The sequence below is a fragment of the Zobellia nedashkovskayae genome, assembly GCF_015330125.1.
Lineage (GTDB): Bacteria > Bacteroidota > Bacteroidia > Flavobacteriales > Flavobacteriaceae > Zobellia > Zobellia nedashkovskayae.
In genome coordinates this window covers 4,309,727-4,329,665 of record NZ_JADDXR010000002.1, presented here as the reverse complement: position 1 = coordinate 4,329,665, position 19,939 = coordinate 4,309,727, and the positions used below count along the sequence as shown (strand labels likewise).

The 19,939-nt window shown below is 35.6% G+C and carries 14 protein-coding genes; 3 read left to right on the top strand and 11 right to left on the bottom strand.

Annotated elements, in window-relative coordinates; all coding sequences use genetic code 11:
- Window positions 1-85 precede the first annotated feature (85 nt).
- Entirely contained in the window at window positions 86-3,454 is a 3,369-nt protein-coding gene (locus tag IWB64_RS17810; RefSeq protein ID WP_194535297.1) for a SusC/RagA family TonB-linked outer membrane protein, read from the top strand.
- A gap of 7 nt (window positions 3,455-3,461) precedes the next feature.
- Complete coding sequence (locus tag IWB64_RS17805; protein WP_194535296.1) at window positions 3,462-5,135, top strand: RagB/SusD family nutrient uptake outer membrane protein; 1,674 nt, start codon at window positions 3,462-3,464, stop codon at window positions 5,133-5,135.
- Between the two features lie 190 nt (window positions 5,136-5,325).
- Here IWB64_RS17805 and IWB64_RS17800 read toward each other — a convergent pair whose 3' ends face one another.
- The 11 genes from IWB64_RS17800 to IWB64_RS17750 form a co-directional block, all read right to left on the bottom strand.
- On the bottom strand, window positions 5,326-5,814 hold the full coding sequence (locus IWB64_RS17800; protein ID WP_194535295.1) for a hypothetical protein: 489 nt from the start codon (window positions 5,812-5,814) through the stop codon (window positions 5,326-5,328).
- Window positions 5,815-5,877: 63 nt separating this feature from the next.
- A complete protein-coding gene (locus IWB64_RS17795; protein ID WP_194535294.1) occupies window positions 5,878-8,877 on the bottom strand; it encodes a type I restriction endonuclease subunit R in 3,000 nt (999 codons plus the stop codon).
- A complete protein-coding gene (locus IWB64_RS17790) occupies window positions 8,874-10,178 on the bottom strand; it encodes a restriction endonuclease subunit S (protein ID WP_194535293.1) in 1,305 nt (434 codons plus the stop codon). Before IWB64_RS17790 ends, IWB64_RS17795 begins: the two co-directional genes overlap by 4 nt.
- Window positions 10,179-12,758, bottom strand: a complete 2,580-nt coding sequence (locus tag IWB64_RS17785; protein WP_194535292.1) for a KAP family P-loop NTPase fold protein — start codon at window positions 12,756-12,758, stop codon at window positions 10,179-10,181. It lies immediately after the preceding gene.
- A 476-nt stretch (window positions 12,759-13,234) separates the two neighbouring features.
- Window positions 13,235-14,812, bottom strand: a complete 1,578-nt coding sequence (locus IWB64_RS17780) for a type I restriction-modification system subunit M (protein WP_194535291.1) — start codon at window positions 14,810-14,812, stop codon at window positions 13,235-13,237.
- A gap of 138 nt (window positions 14,813-14,950) precedes the next feature.
- Entirely contained in the window at window positions 14,951-15,574 is a 624-nt protein-coding gene (locus tag IWB64_RS17775; protein ID WP_194535290.1) for a hypothetical protein, read from the bottom strand.
- Between the two features lie 43 nt (window positions 15,575-15,617).
- A complete protein-coding gene (locus tag IWB64_RS17770) occupies window positions 15,618-15,974 on the bottom strand; it encodes a hypothetical protein (protein ID WP_194535289.1) in 357 nt (118 codons plus the stop codon).
- Window positions 15,971-16,894 carry an LLM class oxidoreductase gene (locus IWB64_RS17765; protein WP_194535288.1) on the bottom strand — a complete coding sequence of 308 codons (924 nt, stop codon included), beginning with the start codon at window positions 16,892-16,894 and terminating at the stop codon, window positions 15,971-15,973. Before IWB64_RS17765 ends, IWB64_RS17770 begins: the two co-directional genes overlap by 4 nt.
- 1 nt (window position 16,895) lies before the next feature.
- Window positions 16,896-18,161, bottom strand: coding sequence for an MFS transporter (locus IWB64_RS17760; RefSeq protein WP_194535287.1), 1,266 nt, complete (start codon window positions 18,159-18,161; stop codon window positions 16,896-16,898).
- A gap of 3 nt (window positions 18,162-18,164) precedes the next feature.
- Window positions 18,165-18,569, bottom strand: a complete 405-nt coding sequence (locus IWB64_RS17755; RefSeq protein WP_194535286.1) for a hypothetical protein — start codon at window positions 18,567-18,569, stop codon at window positions 18,165-18,167.
- A 19-nt stretch (window positions 18,570-18,588) separates the two neighbouring features.
- Window positions 18,589-18,963, bottom strand: coding sequence for a DUF6804 family protein (locus tag IWB64_RS17750; protein ID WP_194535285.1), 375 nt, complete (start codon window positions 18,961-18,963; stop codon window positions 18,589-18,591).
- A gap of 121 nt (window positions 18,964-19,084) precedes the next feature.
- Here IWB64_RS17750 and IWB64_RS17745 point away from each other — a divergent pair, with 121 nt between their 5' ends.
- Window positions 19,085-19,897, top strand: coding sequence for an endonuclease/exonuclease/phosphatase family protein (locus IWB64_RS17745; protein WP_194535284.1), 813 nt, complete (start codon window positions 19,085-19,087; stop codon window positions 19,895-19,897).
- Window positions 19,898-19,939 lie beyond the last annotated feature (42 nt).

The following is a 19,939-nucleotide window of genomic DNA, read 5'->3' as shown; positions in this document are numbered from 1 at the left end:
AACCACTTATGACAAAACTGTAACTAAGAAGAAATCAGAAGTACTTAAAATTATCGAGAACCAACATTTAAAGCTTAAGTAACAAATGAAAAAATTCAACCTATTAGCACTGCTACTATGTCTTCCCCTTTTAGGCATGGGAAAAGGCGTTTCTTTTTCCGTAACGCCCATAGTAAAGTCACAAAAACAATCCGCTATTAACCTAAACCTTAAGAGTGTGTCTTTAGAGAAGGTTTTTGACCTGATCGAAAGCCAAACCGGAACAAGGTTTATTTATGCTGCCGATACCCAATACCTAAAGCAACGTATTAGCATAGATGTAAACAAAGAAAACCTGGACGCCGTTCTGGAACAGTTGAAAGGCAAGGCGAACGTAGATTTCAAAATAACGGAACAGGGTGTTCTGGTAAAATTCATTCAAGAAAAGCGTAAAGTATCCGGAACCGTTATTGACGAAGCCGGTGTACCTATACCGGGAGCCAATATTTTTGTGGAAGGAACGGAATACGGTTCGGTCTCGGATTTTGATGGAAATTTCAGTATTGAAATCCCTTCTAATCTTACTACGCTTAGTGTTACCTATATTGGGTACAAGCGCCAAGATGTAAATGTAGAGGGACTTCAAACTGTTAACATCACTTTGTTGGAAAGCGCATCACAATTAGAAGAGATTATTGTTGTGGGGTATGGAACGGAATCCAGAAAAAACATAACGGGCGCCATTGCTTCCATTTCTCCGGCTGAAATCAACACACAACCAAAATCCAATGTGGTGGAAATGCTGGATGGTAGATTGCCCGGGGTTCAGATTATGAGTGATAATTCTCCTGGTGGTGGAACGTCTATTCGCGTTAGGGGTTTTAGTACCATTAACAGTAATGATCCTTTGGTTATTATAGACGGGGTTCCTGCTTCCAACGGATTGAACGGAATCAACCCAACCGATATAGAAAGCATTCAAGTATTAAAGGATGCGGCTTCTTCTTCTATTTATGGGTCAAGGGCCGCTAACGGGGTGGTTATTATCACTACCAAAAAAGGCTCCGATACGGAGAGCGGTTATGAAGTAACTTTTGATAGCTATGCCGGACTTCAGTCTAGTTATAATATGCCTAGAATGCTCAACGCCCAACAGTATGGCGATTTGTTGTGGCAAGCAACTATAAACGACGGGGGAACACCTTCCAATGATATTTACGGTAATGACCCTACCCAAGCGGTTATCCCGGAATATTTGAATGCGGAACAAACCATTCCTAGTGGAGATGTGGATTGGGTAAATGAAATTATGCAAACTGCCTCGGTTCAATCCTATAACCTTTCTTTGGCCAAAGGAGATGCCAAAGGACAGCATATGTTTTCCGTAGGGTATTTTAACCAAGAGGGCCTTATCAAATACACGGGTTTTGAAAGGTATTCGGCCCGGTTTAATTCGTCATATAATATTGGGGAGTTTCTTACTATCGGAGAGAACTTTACGGCCAATTATAAGGAGCAGGTTTCAGTGGGTACCAATAGTGCGTTGGGGAGCATCATCCTTACCGCTATGCAATTCCCGTCTATAGTACCTGTAAAGGATATAAACGGGGAATATGCAGGAAACCCTATCAACGACAGCAATAACCCTATGGGGCAGTTGTATCGTAATAAGGATAATAAACAGAAAAGGGTACAGGCTTTAGGTAATGTTTATGCTAACCTGTATGTAAAAGACTTCACTTTCAAGACTTTGTTCGGGTTGGATTATCAGAACTACAATCTCAGAAGTTTTTCACCAACCTACGATGAAATTTTGGCTATCAACAATACCAATTCTTTGTCTACTTCCAATAGTTTCAACTATCAATTCTCCTTTTCAAATACGTTGAATTACAAAAAACGTTTTGGAGACCATAGTGTAGATGTGTTGTTAGGTCAAGAAGCTATAGAATACCATTACGAAGACTTTGGCGCTGAGGTAAGCGAATTTCTATATGAAGATGAAAACTTTAGGTACCTGAGCTTTGGTACTGAAAACATGTTGAATTCCGGTGGAGCGTCGGGCTGGTCTCTTAACTCGTACTTCGGTAGGTTGAATTACAATTTTGATGAAAGATACCTGTTTACGGCAACGGTACGGCAAGATGGTAGTTCTCGGTTTAACGAAGACAACAGATGGGGCACATTCCCTGCATTCTCTTTAGGATGGCGTTTGGACCGTGAGAATTTCTTTAATACGGATGGTATCGCATCTTCTCTACTGCTAAGAGGTAGTTGGGGACAGACCGGTAACCAAGAAATTTCCAATTATGCTACGGTAAACAGTTATAGAAGTAACAATGCAAATTCCAATTACGCTATAGACGGAGCACAAGAATCCGTTTATACGGGACTTACTCAATCGCGTATAGCAAATCCCGATTTAAAATGGGAAACGACCACACAGACCTCATTGGGTATGGACTTAGGTCTTTTGGACGACCGTTTGAATATTACCGCGGATTACTACATTAAAAAAACCGATGATATTCTGGTGTACAACACCGTTCCGTTAACCTATGGAGGCACCAATGACGGCCAATGGGTGAACGATGGTAAGATGAAGAATACCGGGTTTGAATTGAATATTGATTATGCCGATAAAGTAGGGGAGTTGGGGTATCAAATAGGCCTGAACCTAACCGGTGCTAAAAACGAACTGACGGAATTGAATACTTCGGATTATTTGGGTATTCCTAGCTCGTCTTTACACAGTGTCAACTTTGATCAAGAAATTTCTAGAAGTGCCGTAGGGCAACCTATTGCTTCGTTTTTCGGTCATGTAGCGGACGGATTATTTCAAAATCAAGCCGAGATTGATAGTTATGGTCTTCAACCGGATGCCAGTCCTGGAGATATCAAATTTAAGGATGTAGATGGCGATGGGGATGTAGATACGGATGATAGAACGTTCATAGGCTCTCCACATGCGGATATTATGTTGGGGTTGAACCTTCAATTCAATTATAAGAATTTTGATTTGGGCATGTTCTTCAACGGAAGTTTCGGAAACGATACGTATAACTTCACCAAGTACAAGAATCATTTCTTCAACCAAGGCGCTTATAACAAAGAAGATGTATTATTGGATGCTTGGTCTCCAACGAATACGGATAGCAGCATTCCCCGTCTATCTTCGGATGACCCTAATAATAACATACGCCCTTCGTCCTATTACGTAGAAGACGGTTCTTTTGTTAGACTTACCAATTTGCAATTGGGGTACAACTTTAATCCGGATCTATTGGGTGGTGTTACCCTTAGGCTTTATGCCCAGGCCAGTAATGTATTTACCATAACGGACTACTCCGGTATGAACCCACAAGTAGGACTTCAAAATTATTCGGGAAGCAACAGAAACCTGGATATTGGTGTAGATAGGGGACTTTACCCACCAAGTAGAACTTTTGTTATTGGATGCAACCTAAAACTCTAAGAAAGCCATGAAAAATTTTATACAAAAAAACTCAAAATTAGCGGTGGTCTTTACGGCTACAGCACTTACGATACTAGGTTCTTGTTCTGATGATTATTTAGAGGAAGTAACCTTTGGAGAAGTACCACCTTCAGAACTAACAACGGCCGACAATGTGGAAAAGGTGATCATATCTGCCTATAGTGTTTTAAACGGACAGATAGACGATGCCAGTAACGCGTACAACTCTCCGGCATCTAACTGGAGCTTTGGCGATGTAGTTTCGGATGATGCCTATAAAGGTGGTGGTGGAACCGGAGACCAGAGTCAAATCCATCAAATGGAATTGTACAATACCAATTCGGTTATTTATGATGTAGAGCGCAAATGGATGGCTTTGTACGAAGGAGTAAAAAGAACCAATGAAGCGATCAAACTTGTAGATGCTTCCGAAGATTTTGAAGCGGATGTACAGACCCAACGCAGAGCGGAATTGCGATTTTTAAGGGGACATTATTATTTTGAACTTAAAAAAATCTATAACCAGATTCCCTATATAGACGAAACTGCGGAAACGGTAGAAGATTACGCCCGTTCCAATACGGAGTTTACTTCGGAAGAACTATGGGGAAAAATAGAGGGCGATTTTCAAGCGGCCTATGACGTACTGCCGGATACGCAAGAGGAGGTAGGTAGACCTACAAAACTGGCGGCAATGGCCTATTTGGCAAAAACCTATCTTTTTCAGGAAAAATGGCAGGATGCTTTTGATGCTACCACCTTGGTTATGGGAGGTAATTATGGACTGATGGATGATTTTCAGTCGGTTTTTCTTCCAGAGAACGATAATGGAATAGAAGTGGTCTTTGCCGTTCAATATTCTGTGAATGACGGTCAGGCCGATAATTACAATGGAAGCATAGGCGACCGATTAACGGCTCCCGGAGGTCCGTTTTATTCCCAATACGGATTTCACCGTCCGTCCCAGAATTTGGTGAATACCTTTAAAACGGATTCAGAAGGATTGCCTCTTGTAGATAATATAGATGTTACCGCTACGGATAACGTAGACCCACGGTTGGACATTACTGTTGGCCGCCCGGGAATTCCCTATAAAGATTTGGATATTTTGTACGAAGATAGCTGGGCACGGGATTTGGCCACTTATGGTGCCTTTGGTCCTAAAAAGCGAATCCTTTCCGCAAATAATGCCTTGCACGTAAATGTATGGCCTTATGTAGATGCGCTCAATTATTATATTATCCGTTATGCTGAGGTGCTTTTATGGAGAGCGGAAGCAGCGGTAGAATTAGGAGATTTGGAAGCAGCGCGCGGTTTGGTAAACGAAATCAGACTACGTGCGGCAAATTCTCAATATGTACAGACTTTAGAGGGCACGGCCGATGCTGCCAACTATAACATAGCTACCTATGATGCTATTTGGACCGATGCCGATGATGCCATGGAAAAAGTACGATTGGAAACCCGTCTGGAATTGGCCATGGAAGGACACCGCTTCTTTAACTTGGTACGTTGGGGAATAGCCAAAGATGTTATTGATGACTATCTAGAAGTTGAAAAAACAAAGCGAAGCCATTTGACCAATGCAGCATTTACAGCCGGTAAAAATGAATACTGGCCCATACCGCAGGAATATATAGATGGTGTAGACGAAACCGTTACCCAAAACAGCGGGTATTAAGTAGTAATTTAGTTTAAGTTTTATAGTGGGAGCCCTGTCATTTTTTGGCGGGGCTTTTTTTAATAAAATTTTGAATGTTTTAGCATCTTTATTTACTTTCCAATAATTGCTTTGTATCAAAGGAGTTGATTATTCAGTTGTTATTATATAGAACATTCAGTCACAACTTAAATAATAAAACATACCATTTTTACCAATCGTCTTCTTGTGAGAGTTCAAAAAGCTGTGCTAAATTAGTTTCAATTATAGGAAGGTCTTTCGATTCAAAACGTTTTCTAAATTCACCGTTTCCGTTTAAGGCATATTTTTCTATAGGGTAGATACTTCCTTCGTCAAATATACCTACACTAGTCTGGCTTTTGAATTTAATGTTTTTGGCAGTTATCCGGTATCTACCTTCTTTAAAGTTAACAACAAAGCTACCCATCATATTTGAAGCCATTAAGTACATACTAGCAGTGCCTTTAAAGCTTACGGGGGCATCAGTAAATTTACCAATAACAGAATTATTGATTGATTCCAAAGAAGAAAATTTGCCAGATGATTTTAGCTGTTTCAGTAGTTGTTCAGAGGTACCATCGTACTGCCTTATACTTCGCCAAATGACTTGGCCATTATCTACTTCTATCTGCGAAAACGCCAACGTATTGACCATAAATAAAAACAAAAATAATCTCATCTTACAATCTCTTTTTTAAACTTATTTTTCTTAATTATTTTACGAATAAATTTTTCCAAAATATTACCCAAGCAACGGCCACTCCCCATATTGCCCTTCTGCTTGTTCTATGACTTCTTTTAAAAGCTTATCTAATTCTGAGAAAGGAACTTTGCCCCGTAATTCTTTTTTAACTGCTAAACGTATGGCTGCTCTTGCATTTTCTTTTTTGGTCCAATCTAGCTGAAGGTTTTTCTTTACGGAAGCTACAACGGTATGGACCAGGTCTTGTACTGGTCCCGCTTCATTTAAGATGGCGCTATTTGCAGATAGTAGATCGTAGAAAGCGAGTTCGTCTTCGGTTAGCCCTAGTTCTTTTGTTCGCTTATCGTCTTCTTTCATCTCATTTGCAATGTCTAGCAAGTGCTTTATTGCTGCAATGGAGTCTAAGCTGTTCTTATGGTATTTGCCCAATACTTTTTCAAGTTCGTCTTTAAGCTTTCTACCTTTTTTAATGTTTTTGCTCATGCGTACTTTCAATTCGTCATTGATGATACGGCGCAACAACTCTATTTTAATATTTTCTCCTCCTTTGTCCTTTATAATGGCTTGGAAAGAATCATCTACGATAGATATATCAATCTTATCTAAATTGTACATGGCAGCTAAATCGACAATGGCTTGTGATTCCAATGACTTGCTAATAAGGTCTTTTATACGGTCATTTTTGGTACGCTGGGCTCCCGGAGGGTACTTTATCTTTCGTATCTGTTCTCTTAACTTTTGAATAATAGCCACATCTTCTTGAATCTCCCAAATTCGTTCATCTGAATTGGTCATAGCTATCAATTCGCTTAACTTACGTTCTTCTTTTAGATAGCCTTCTGTTGTAGCATCATCTTTTAATAACCCATTTAGGACGCTGGTGGTCCATTTCATTTTCTCTGTTGCCGGCATTTCATTAATGACATCCAATTCAAAACCGCCTAATAGGGATTTAACTATACTCAGTTGTTCTAAACATAATTCTACTGCAGCATCTAAATCTAAGGTGGGTTTTCCTGCTCCGCCGCTGCCAGTATATTTTTTTGTGGCTTCTGCCAAAAAGCCTGATATGCCAATAAAATCAACTACCAATCCATTCGGTTTTCCCTCAAAAACACGATTGACACGTGCAATGGCTTGCATTAGGTTATGACCTTTCATAATCTTGTCTACGTACATTGTATGGGCACACGGAGCATCAAAACCGGTGAGCCACATATCTCTTACAATTACCATTTTCAAAGGGTCTTCAGGATTCTTGAATCTTGACTTCACCGCTTCCATAGCATCTTTGGTCCGCATATGTGCATTCCAACTAACAGGATCTTTTCCTGGGCTACTGGTCATAATCACTGCAATTTCTGGGCAGTCATCTAGAACAGATAAGGCATCGTACATTTTAACGCAATTACGGCGGCTCATACAGACCACCATAGCCTTGCCGTCTAAAGTTTTAGTACGTGCTTTAAAGTGTTCTAAAATATCTTTAGCTACAGTCTTTACCCGGTCTTCTGAACCTGCAGCATCTTCAACAGCTGCCCAAACACCTACGGTAGTATCTTCTGCTTGTTCTTCAACTTCTTCTAATTCTTGCGTGTATTTTGCTTTTATATTAAGCGGTACCATTTTTGGCTCGTAGTAGATGGGTACCGTGGCACCATCTTCTACGGCTTGTTTGATATCGTACGTGTGAATAGTGGGACCAAAAACCTGTTCAGTATCGGCATCTTTGCCATCTACGGGTGTACCGGTAAAACCAATAAAGGAAGCGTTAGGTAATGCACGGCGAATGTTCTGTGCGAAACCACCACTTTCAAAACCGTATTGGGTACGGTGCGCCTCATCTGCCATAACAATAAGATTGAAGCGCTCGCTTAAAATTGGGTGTTGAGTTTCTTTGCCGTTTTCTAAATCTTTCAACCTGAATTTCTCAATAGTCGTGAAAATAACGCCACCACCGTCAGAACTTAATAATCTTCTTAGGTCGTCGGTGCTTTCGGCATGCTGAACATCACCTACCAAATCTTTGGCGAGTACAAAGTTGTCATGTAATTGTTGGTCTAAATCTGAACGGTCTACTTGTATTACAATAGTTGGATTCTTCAATTCTGGTCGCTGGCGTAGAATACCGGTTAGTATAGCCATACTAATACTCTTACCAGAACCCTGGGTATGCCAAATGACACCTAATCGACCATCTCCATTTGGTTTTATGTTCTCTAGGCTGCTTTCTACGGCACGGCTAATGCCCCAATACTGGTGGTACTTTGCGCCTTTTTTTATAATCTTACCGTTATGGTCTTCATGAAAGATGAAATGTTGCAAATAATCTAATAGCGTCTTTTTTGGGAATAGCCCATGTAATAAGGTTTCTAATTGTAATTCTGCTTTTTGCTCGGTGTCATCTCCATCTAAACTTTTCCATGGGGAGAACCATTCTAAAGCGGATGAATACATACCGTGTAAAGCCTCCAGACCGTCTGATGCTATACAAATAGCATTGTAATCGAACAGCTGTGGAATATCTAGAACGTAGTTATGTAGTTGCCTATGTGCATTTTCCACCCCTACGGTAGAATCAAACGGATTCTTAAACTCAAAGACAATAAGTGGCAGCCCGTTGATAAAGATTATTAGGTCCGTACGGCGGCTGTTCTTGCCTACAATGCTCAATTCGTCTGAAACTATAAAACTATTGTTTTCTGGGTGTGTATAATCTATAGGGTAGATGTGCTTTGCTTTTTCATTACCCTGTGCATCTTTCCAAGCAATGTCTATACCTTGAGTTAGTTTTCTGTGAAAATCTTGATTACGATACGCGACCTCCATACCCTCATGTTGGGTAAATTGGGCAAAAGCCTCATTACGTGCCGTTTCTGGAACGCTGGGGTAAGTGGTTTTTAAAAAGTTTTTCAATTCATTTTCTAAAACTACTTTTTTAAGGTCACGTTCTATTGCATTACCGGGTATATGGTTATAGCCTAAACTTTTTAACCAAGCTATAGCAGCATTTTGGGCGGTATGTTCATTTAAGCTCATAAAGCTGCGGTGATTTCTTTCTCAAATTCTTTTAAACGGACTTCTCCTGAAATAAGTTTGGGGAGTAGGGTGTCTCGGAGTTGGGTAAGTGTTTGGTTTTCTTCTGTTAATTGATTTTGTTGTTCAATTAGTCTATCTACATGAGAAGAGAAATTTATAAAATTTTCAATTGATAAAAAGGGTATTTTATAATCAAAAATATCTATTAATTTAATACTTGCTTGATTTGCACTACCTTGAGCTGTACTAACTATATAATTTAAAAATCTATCATTTTTCAATGAATAATACAGTAAACCTTGATGATTTTTATCTTTAAGAGTCATTTGTAGGTTAACTGCATTTTGATTTAATAAGCACCCATTTGCAGTACTTGGAACTCTAACTACTTTGCCAACTACAGATGCATAATTTGTAAGCCATGAACCAACACTAGCTATTATAACATCGTTTGTTTTCAAATTATATTTTTTAAATTCCTCTGCCTTCTGATTACTGATTTTATTACAGGTACTTAAATCTATTGAATTATGTGTTGTGTCACTAACCCTAACTATTTCTTTTCCTTTGGATTGATACCATTTAGATTTAAATGCATAACCCTTTTGATGGCTTATTAATTCGCCTATTCTTTTCACCTGCCATCCCTCAGGAATTTTACCTAATTCAGAGTCTACGAACTTGCCTTCTTGAAAAGGACCAAAATCTACAAACCAATGTTTGTAAAGTGCCATAGCCATGTCTTCTAAGGTTTTGTTCATGGCTAGGTTGTTTTCTATTTTGTCATCTAGGGCTGAGAGGATGCTGGCGATTACTCGTTGTTCGGGGAGAGGTGGGAGATTTATTTCTGCAAGTTTGAAGTCTTTAAGAATCACTCTTGGAATTGCCGCACCTGAAATAAATCTTGATTTTAAATATTTCAAAATGGCTGGAGAACTAAAATAACATTTTAGAAAGTAAGGGTCAATTAGTTTCATGTCGGGTCTAAGAATAGCCACAGAAGACAATAACACCGCCTCAACACTCTTTTTAATTACACAGACAGTATCCAATGCACTATTGCCGTCTTTAGCGATTACAACATCGTTTACTATTGGCTGACATCCTTGCTTAATTAGTTTAAAATAATCTAACTCAGAGATTCTTTTTGAGGATTCTAGGTTAACCCCAAACGGTGTTAAATCTTTTACGGATGGCATTGGGTAGCCGCCTGTTCCAATATCTTTTGGACTATGATGTGCACCATCAGTAATTTTTGTGCACAATTCTCCAAGCTTATATGTTTTCCAGTTTTTAGGCATTTAGAATTTGGCAGGTTTAGGATGAATAATCTTTATCTCTTTTTCAGGGTCACTTGAATGCTCTAAAAAGGACTCATTATTAATTAGTTCAGCTTTATCTAAACTTTTGGCTTTCCAACCTAATTTATCTGTGCCAATTTCATTTAAGAGTATAGCTATTTTTACTAAATCAGCGTTGGCATTTTTTTTGTAAATGTTGATTATTGAAACAATAGTGTCATCGTTATCATAAAGTTCAATTTTTGGAATTAAATTATAATTTTGGTGGCTACGAATGGCGTAAAGAAATTCTTTGTCATTCGTTTCTAAAATGACTTGATGATAATCTTTGTACTCATCAAAACTTGAATTATTCAGATACTGTTTTTTTATATTTTTAATTCTCTCTTTTGCAAGTGTGAAGGTTTTGAATTTAAATTCAATAGGGCTTTTAAAGCGAGTTTTTTGAAGCAAATCTAGAAATTGGATATATTCTTTAATTTCAGGTTTTTCCGCAAATTCATGTTTTTTAACAAAGCTGACAAAATTTTCTTTTGCACCATATATATCAATTATAACATCTGAAAGACGATAAACACTTGAAGAAAAAGCAACAGCATCAATAGTTTGAGCGCAAAGCAATTTAATGTCTCTATCCTTCCAGAAACTTTCAAATAGTTCATTAAGTTTGGGTTGAATCTCATTTATATTTTTCAGAGCATGATAGTAGCCATAAAATTCAAATTGATTGACTTTCCAGGTTGTTCCTTTTAATTCATTTAATTTTAAAGCATACATTTCAATCGCTTTTTCAGAAATATCGTCTTTTGAAAATTTCCATAATTCATTTTCGTTTCTGGAGCTCCAGATCTCGCCTATCAAATATATTTTTTTGTCTAAACTTAAGTTGTCTTCAGTAAATAGTTTATTCCATAGCCATTTTGCATTTTCTGCTGATTCGCCAAATTCTTTAGTAAATAATTCCTTATTATAAAAGTTGAGTCTTTCATTAACATCGACTCCATTTAGACTATATTCATCTTTCATTTGATAAAGATGAATTAAAATTTGAATAACTTTTTTAAGTATATCAGTATTAGTTGCTTTAAACCATTTCAACTTTTTCAAAAGTTGAAGAAGTTTGTGATTAGCATCTAGATTACTAATATCAGATTTCAAAACTTCTATATTTTTAAAATTCAGTAAATCTTTAAATTCTTTTTGAGTAAAATTATTTTCTTGTATTTTTCGATAGAAAAGAGTATTTAAATTATCACTCAATTGTATAGAGTCCGAGCTTTCTATGTCTTTTTTGCCAAATAGAGTATAAAGCGTTTTAAATAACAGATATAAATCATCACAGTCAACCTTGTTGCTATTGTCAGAGCAGCCGTTATCTTGAATTATACTTTTGAAAATTTTATATTTTTTAAATTCTTTTAAATCTTTAGTTTCTATAGTCTTATTAGTAGTGCTTTGGCTATTGAAAAAATTAAATAAATCAAGTGGTATTGATTTTCCTTCATCTTCTTCCTTTGCAGATTCTGGTAATACTTCTATATGATACAAATCATTTATATTATCATATCGTAATAAATTTGACCTGTCTTCGTAAAGCTGATTTACTATACTTGGGAATCTAGTTTTTAGAAATGTAAAATTTATAAAATCGACTAGATTTATTTCAGATTTAATAAATGGATAATCAAATTTTATTTGATTGGAGTATCTTTTTACATCTCTAATGTTTTTAACATAGTCATTAAAGAGAATATCACTATTGGAAAGTGCCTCTTTAATTCTTAATGCAAAATCTAACGATTCAGTGTCCTGTGCTAATTCGAAAATTTCAAGAAAATTTTCTCTTAATAAATTATTATCAATTTCAGGAAGGTAAATTTCCAATTGGAAAAACTTTTCTAAATATGCTGAATTAAGAATATGGTCACTACTTTTTAATCTTTGTAAGACGTAGTCCTTATCCATGGCTACTATAAAAATTGTATTCTTGAAATTACCTGTATTACGAATTAACTTTAATACTTGTATAATCTCATCTCCGTTCAATCTGTCTAAATCATCAATAAAAACAATTATTTTTTTGTTTATTCGAGTAAGACTTTCATTAATCTTGTTATAAAGCTCTTTTGCAGCAAGATTTTCTTGAGTATTCGTTGATTTAGAAACAAAGTTAATTAGACTTTTAGATTGGTATAAGTCATTTAATTTTTGAGAGTAGTTTAATATTTCATTAGAAATGTTGCCATCAAACTTTGAAAGCTGATTACTTAATAGAATAAAAAATTCATTAATAATATCGTATTCATTATGATTCAGAAATGGTTGGAAATCAATGAAAATATTATCCCTTAATACCTTTTCATTATCTTCAATTTCGCTTTTAATTAAATCAAAAATACTTGATTTACCATTTCCCCAAGGTCCAACTAGTCCAATAGAGAATGCTTTAGAAAAACTTTCATTGAGTATTATTTTACCTAAATTCTTTACATAGGGTTCATAACCCAATTTATCATCATTTATTTTATTAATTGGCACGTCACTTTGAAATTGACTTCTAAATTCTGGTTTCTTAGACAAGACAATTATTGTTCTCTTAATAATATAATAAGTCAAAAAAAGAAATATGGGAATTAAAAAGTAAAGTGGGTAATGAAGCTTTAAAATACTATCGGTAAAAAATGACCAGTTAAGGTTATTTGAAAAGAGAATGAAATTGAATAATATGTAGGAAGTTAAAAAAAGAAGAATTACTGTGGTTTCACTTGGTGTGTACTTTGTGTACCAAAACCTAAACGAAAAGAATATAATGGTACTTAGCGAGGTGAAAATAATAAAACCATCTAACCAAAAATTGGAGAAATTTTCAGTCATTATCAAATTTTCATTGACAGACTCTACAATTTTTAAATAAAATACATGAAATAAGATTATAGAAATAAATAGTATACCTGGTTTTATTGGAGAGATATTAGCTGTTGACCTTCCCCTTTTAAGAATGAATTCTAGAGTTAGTTCCTTAAAACTATTTAGCTTAGAAATAAAGTCCATTATGCTTATATTTTACTGAAATTCTTTAATATTTGTTGTTTCAACTCCTCACCATTCTCAAACTGTTCAAACAAAGTAGCTTTTAAAGTCTCCATTTTTTCTTCAAATGGAATACCATCATCTTCTTCCGCTTCCGTGCCTACGTATATACCGGGGGTGAGCTTATAATCTTGTTTTTGTACCTCTTCTAAAGTGGCAGCTTTGCAAAAGCCGTCAACGTCTTCGTAAGTTTTACCAACAGTTCTCCAATCATGATAAGTATCCGCTATTTTGTCAATATCGGCATCTTCGAAAATTCTTAATTTTCGGCTTGCCATCGTACCCATTTTAGCAGCATCAATGAATAAAACTTCTTTCATCCGCTCGCGGTGCTCGCCATCTTTACCATCCCGGTTTTTACTTAGAATAAACAAACAGGCAGGTATACCGGTTGTTAAAAAGAGTTTATCTGGCATACGAACAATACAATCGATCATGCCTTCATCAACCATATACTGGCGCACATTCTTTTCTCCTTTTGTATTAGAGGTCATGGCTCCGTTTGCCATTACAATACCTGCGGTACCAGTATCACTTAAATGATTCCAAAAGGTTTGCATCCACATATAGTTGGCACTACCATCTGTGGTGAATTCTTCTCTTGGTCCAAAAAGTCTAGGGTCTTTTTCAGAAAGATCTTCAGGGTGCCAATTACTAACATTGAAAGGTGGGTTGGCAATGACATAATCTGCCTTTAGGTTAGGGAATTTATCATCTAGCAAAGAGTTGCCTAGTTTGATATCAAAAGATAAGTCTCGTAATAAAAGATTCATTAAACACAAGCGCAGCGTTTGCGAGGTCATTTCTTGTCCGTAGATAGAAATATCACTTTTATTACCGCCGTGTTCTTTTATAAACTTTAAGCTCTGTACAAACATACCGCCACTACCACAGGCAGGGTCAAATATTCTACCTTTGTAGGGTTCTAGAAGTTCTACTAACAGGCGCACAATACTACCTGGTGTAAAGAATTGACCGGCACCAGAACCCTCTGCCATAGCAAAACGACCAATGTAGTATTCATAAATACGACCAAGTATATCACTTTCAGGATTTTCTTTTTCAGAGAACTTAGGGTGAGATAATAGGTTAATTATACCACCAGTTTGCTTCGCAGATAATTCGCTCTTAACAAATATTCTAGGTAATAGGTTATTTAGTTGCGGGTTATAGGCTGATAACAATTCTTGAATGACATCAAAAGCATCATCAATAATAACTTTGATATTGTCTTGTTCCGCATTATCCTTAAAATATTGCCATGAAGCTTCGTGAGGTATTACAAAAGTATTGCGAGACCTATATTCATCAGCATCTGAGAGTACATAATCTTTCTCTGCTTTATCTGCGGTATAGTATTCTGAGGCGGGGTCATTTAGAACATGGGTAAGTTCTTCTTGAACAATCTCGAACCGCTCACTAAGGTGCTTTAAAAACACCAAAGGTAAAATGTAATTTTTGTAATTATTTTCGGAAACGGCGCCTCGTAATTCGTTCGCGGCATCCCATAATTCTTTTTCAAAATCAATATCTGCTTTGGCCATAAAAAGATGTGATCAATTATTGTTAGGGGGGAGTCCTATTGTTGGAACCACCAATTTAAAAAACCTTTTTGAAATTACGGTACTAATAGAAAAATCTTACATGAAAACTTTAAGGTTTGATGTTGTTGTTTTGTATTTCTATTTTAGAGGTTTAGCTATGCTTAATAGGCTGCGGCCCTGTGTCCAAAGAATTTTGTCTACAAACCTATTATGTCTAATTAGTTCTAAGTTTTCAATCTCACCTTGAAATTCTTTTTCTATTATAGCCAAATGTTCATCGACTGATGATAGCATTGTATTTATTTCATTTTTATTATTGGTAATAAATATGTCAATCAAAGGCAGGTAGTCTGTATAACTATTTCCTCTAAGGCCAACTGCTTTTTTTGCTAAATTATCTAAAGGTAAAATAGACCAAGGATTATTTAGAAATAGAATTTTTGAAGCTAATGAGGTCATAACTTTACCATGTGTTATTCCGTTATTTTTAAGATGTTGCGCAAATTCATCTACATGGTCTCCCTGTTTTTGTTTAACCCATTCCGTTGTTAGACTAAGCAATATATCGGTTTTGCCTTTATTTACATTTCTAGCGACACGAAATTCGTTAATGAAAGCTTTAAAGTTTCCTTTTGAATTTTTCACATACTCAGAAGAGGTTTTATTATTGCTTTTATACTTCTGAAAGTTTCGTATATAAGTAAGGTCTGAGTGGTAATTCGCCAGTAGGTTACCTAGTGCTTGGATGTTTTCTTTTTTCATTTTTCAGTCACACTGTTTATTTATATTTCATAAAACTAGTTCATTAAAAATCAGGAGCACAATTTAGGTTTTCGTTATAGGGTTGTATATAGTCCCAAAAAGCTTCGCCTGCACTGGTCATATAATTCGTTGAATAATTATACTCCGTATTTGAGCCTACTTGATAGATATAATCCGTGTAAGAACTTGTAAACCTAACCACTGCAAAGTAATAGTCATTGTAACTATTGTCTGAAATTTGATAGAATGTAACCTCAGAAATAGCATCACTGCTATAGCTATAGTAAGAGGATCCATAACCTTGACTTTCAACCATATCTAACATTTCGTCGCAGGTAGATTGAGCATAGAGGCTTGTTAGAGAGAATAATATTATAATGAATAAGATACTGTTTTTCATAAGTTTATAAAATCATAAATTACTTTATCAACACTAGAAGCTAGATCCGCATTTTGAATTTTAAATTTTTGAATGCCCATTTCATTGAACCAATTGGTCCAATATGCACGCATAACATCTATAGCATACGGGTTTTTTGGATTTAAACTTTCAACACCTATTACCAAAACTTCTAAGTCTTCAAGATTTTCATTTGCCTTAATAAAACCATATTCTTTTTCTGTAAGAGTTTCATCCCAATTAGACTTAGAGAGAGGAAGTCTACTTAATGATTTAGGTGTTAAGTATGAGCTTAAATTACCCTCGTTCATTTGGCTGTTTTCATGATACATATAGCCATCTGTGAGAATCACCAGAATATTTCTATGACAATTGCTAATGGTGTAATCTTTAACATTGTCTTTAAAAAATCGCCATATATCCGATCCCGCAAAATCTTTGGGGTTTTCAGCATCTGCTAAGGCAAGATTATATATTTCGGCAGGTTGGCCAGCATATAATTCTTCTGTTTCAGTAATTTTAGCTTTTGGCGAATTTTTATCGAACTCTATATGAAGTTTTTCCGCAACACTATTTATGGTATTGTTCGTAGGTTCAGGATTAAAGTAAAGCTGAATTTGATCTTGTAGGAGTATTAGCTTTTTAGTCTTTACATGATTTGTAAATGCTTTTGAAATACTTTTTAAATATTCCGTGTCTTTTTGAATGGTTTTAGGTTGGGTAATTCTATCGGATAAATCTAAAAACACGCTAATATTTAAGTTGTTTTTTTTGTTGTCAAGTATATATTTGGGGCAATCTCCTTTGATCTCGGATTTAGCTATCGCAACCTCTTTAATCATTTCTTTTTTGTCTGATTTACAAGAAGATAGAATGACTAAAAATGTAAAGAGTAATATGAATTGGTTTGAGCTTTTCATCTTATAAGGTTTTGGTGTACACTTTGTTTTGGTAGTCATCTGTGTCTAAATCTAGTTTTGTAATATGAGTATCGTAAACCTTTCTACACTCATTTAAATAATCTCTGGTCTGTTCAGGTCCTAAAACAATTTCTGAGGTAATACACTCCTGCCAACCTTGAAGATATTCGGAAGACAAAGCTTTGTAATTTCTAATGGGAAGAATAAATCCATCAATAATATCCTCTAATTCTGAACAGCGAATTTTATTTTCACTAATAACTTTTTCCAGTGATAGAATCGTATCGTTTTGCTTATCTATAATTTGAAGTAAATTCTTTATTTCACTTTCCAAAGAGGAAATATAATTTTCAATTTTATCCTTATCCGCATGCTCTTTCATAACGATGTCAAAAACAAGTCCCCAAATAATATAAGAGACAAAACCTGCAAAGATGATTACCCAAAAACTAGGGCTTGAGAAAGCTACGGCAATAGAAAAATCCGGGTCTTCAAATGTTTTGTTTAGGTTGTATAATTTTTCATCAATTAAATAAGCTAGGAGTGCATCAAAAATAAATGTGGTTATAAATAATAGAATTACTTTGAAAATGTTTCCAATACTATGTTTGTACATGAAAATATGAATGAGATACCCTAATCCAAAAAACACAAAGGGTATAAAGAGAATAAATCCCAATTCTAATGCACCCGCATCATAAGCTTCCTGTAAGGCTTTTGGATAAAACATTCCCCCGAATAGTTCCGTAGACGGGTCAAAAGTTCTAAAAAAAGCGGAAAATGATGTGGAGATATAAAATATGAAGATGTAAACGGTTAAAAATGTCAAAAGAATGGATCCTATCCAAAATTTTGAGGTAGACCTTCTATCTACAGGTATGCCAAAATCTTGAGGACTTCTTCTTACATGAACAATATCCGACCTTAGTTTTTCAATTTTATTTTCTTTTTCCTCAATACGTTCTTTTTCACGTTGGAGTTCTTCGTCTTTGGTTAGCGAGAGGGTTTTCTTTCCCTTAAGTTCGGTAACGTAGGGTTGTTTTAGTTTAATTTGCTCAATCTCTTCTTTTTTACACTTATTTTCGAACTTAAAATAGATAGCATCTAGACTAGCTTGTAAATTTTCAGAACGACCTTGGCAAGACCGTGAAGTAGCATGCCCATCTTCATGATATGTTTTTCTTTGTTCCTCAAAAGTTGGTGAATTATCATTTACCTCTATATTTTTGGTAGGTTTTATTTGAGCAATACTTTTTAAAAGTCCCATGGGCTAATTGTTTAGTTCTAATAGAATTGATTCTTTGCTTTTACCTTCTTTTGCACTCTCAATCAAGTATTCTGTGAGAGGAACAATTTTGTCTTCCATAAACTCAAACTTTCTACAATACTTTTTTAAGGCATTGTATTCGTCATCTGTAACCTTTTCATCGGCCCAAATCATCAATGCAAAATCATATAAATACTCTATTCTCTTTTCTAAAGTCTCCGGTATGGTAATAGGGCCAGAATGTGCAGTTAATATTTCATCTAATTGTTCCTTAGAGATTTTTCTTTCGTTTGCAAATTGATAGAGTAGCCGCATTTCTAATGGACTAAATTCCTCGTCTGCTAGGGCAATTTGGTAAAGTCTTAGAAAATGGCTTTTGATCTCTTCTGAGATGGTTTGGTTTTCCATGTTTAATTGTTTGGTTTAATTAAAATTTTCTATCCCTTCCATACGATTTGGTAGTTTTTTTTCTCGCATAGGGAATAAAAGGTTTGGTGCTTTTTGTTTTGAATGTATTAGCCAAAAAGAGTAGGGCAGTGATAACATCCAGAGGCATCCATATCAATTTTTGATATAGGTAAATAGGAAATATAGGATTGAATAGATAAGCTATAAGAACAAATGAAAGCAGCCTGAAAGGATCTTTGGTAAATTGGCTGCCAATAACCAATGCACCAGTGAATACCAATACTCTCAAAAATCTATAATAGGAGCTCTCTATTGAGAATATTGCTATTATCAAAACCAGTGCACATGTTATGGCTATATAGCTGTATGGGTTTTTTACAAAAATATATTTCATTGGTTTAAATCTATTTGGCTTAGTACAATTCAAACCTATTACAATTCTCCAGACATACTTTACAGATATCCGTAACCAACAAAATCTATTTGTGTTAATTTCGTTCTGTAATAAATACACCATGATCAAAAAACCGCTTCTTTATCTACTTATCTTTTTCAGTTTTATTGGATTTTCACAAGAACAAATAAGCCTTATATCTTGGAACATAAGAGACTTTGGAAGAACAAAAAACAGTGAAGAATTAGATAAAATGGCAGATATACTGCGCGATGCCGATATTGTAGCCATACAAGAAGTGGTATCCGGTTATGGTGGTGCCCAAGCGGTGGCAAAACTTGCGGATAATCTGAATAGAAAAGGCGCTAAATGGGATTATGTGATTAGCAATCCTACCCATAGTTCTAAATATGTTACCGAACGTTATGCCTTTATTTGGAAGACTAAGAATATTAAAATTAAAAATAGGGGAGAGCTAATAACTGAACTAGATTCACTAGTAGATCGAGAACCATTCTTTCTTGATTTTTTTATTAAAGGTCAAAAATTGACTGTTCTTAATTTTCATTCTAGGCCACACGATAAAAACCCTGAAGCGGAGATTACCGCAATAACCGATTATCTTATAGGCTTAGAAATAGATAACCCCGTAATTTTAGCAGGGGATTTTAATGTAAATGAGAAAGATTCGGTTTTCGCCCCAATCAAGCAAGCCGGATTTCAAGCTAGTGTCGTAAATGCGAAAACAACTTTAAAAAATGCATGTAAAAGTAGCGGATACCTAAACCATGCTATTGATAATATTTTTTATTCCAAAATGGTAAAGAAATTGGAAGGCCGGGTTATTGACTTTGTTAGGTTTTGCGAAAACGTATGGGCTGCTCGTCAACTATCGGACCATCTACCCGTTGTATTAGAATTTGAAATAGAATAAAAAGATAAAAGGGCTGTACTTTTAAAGTACAGCCCAAATATT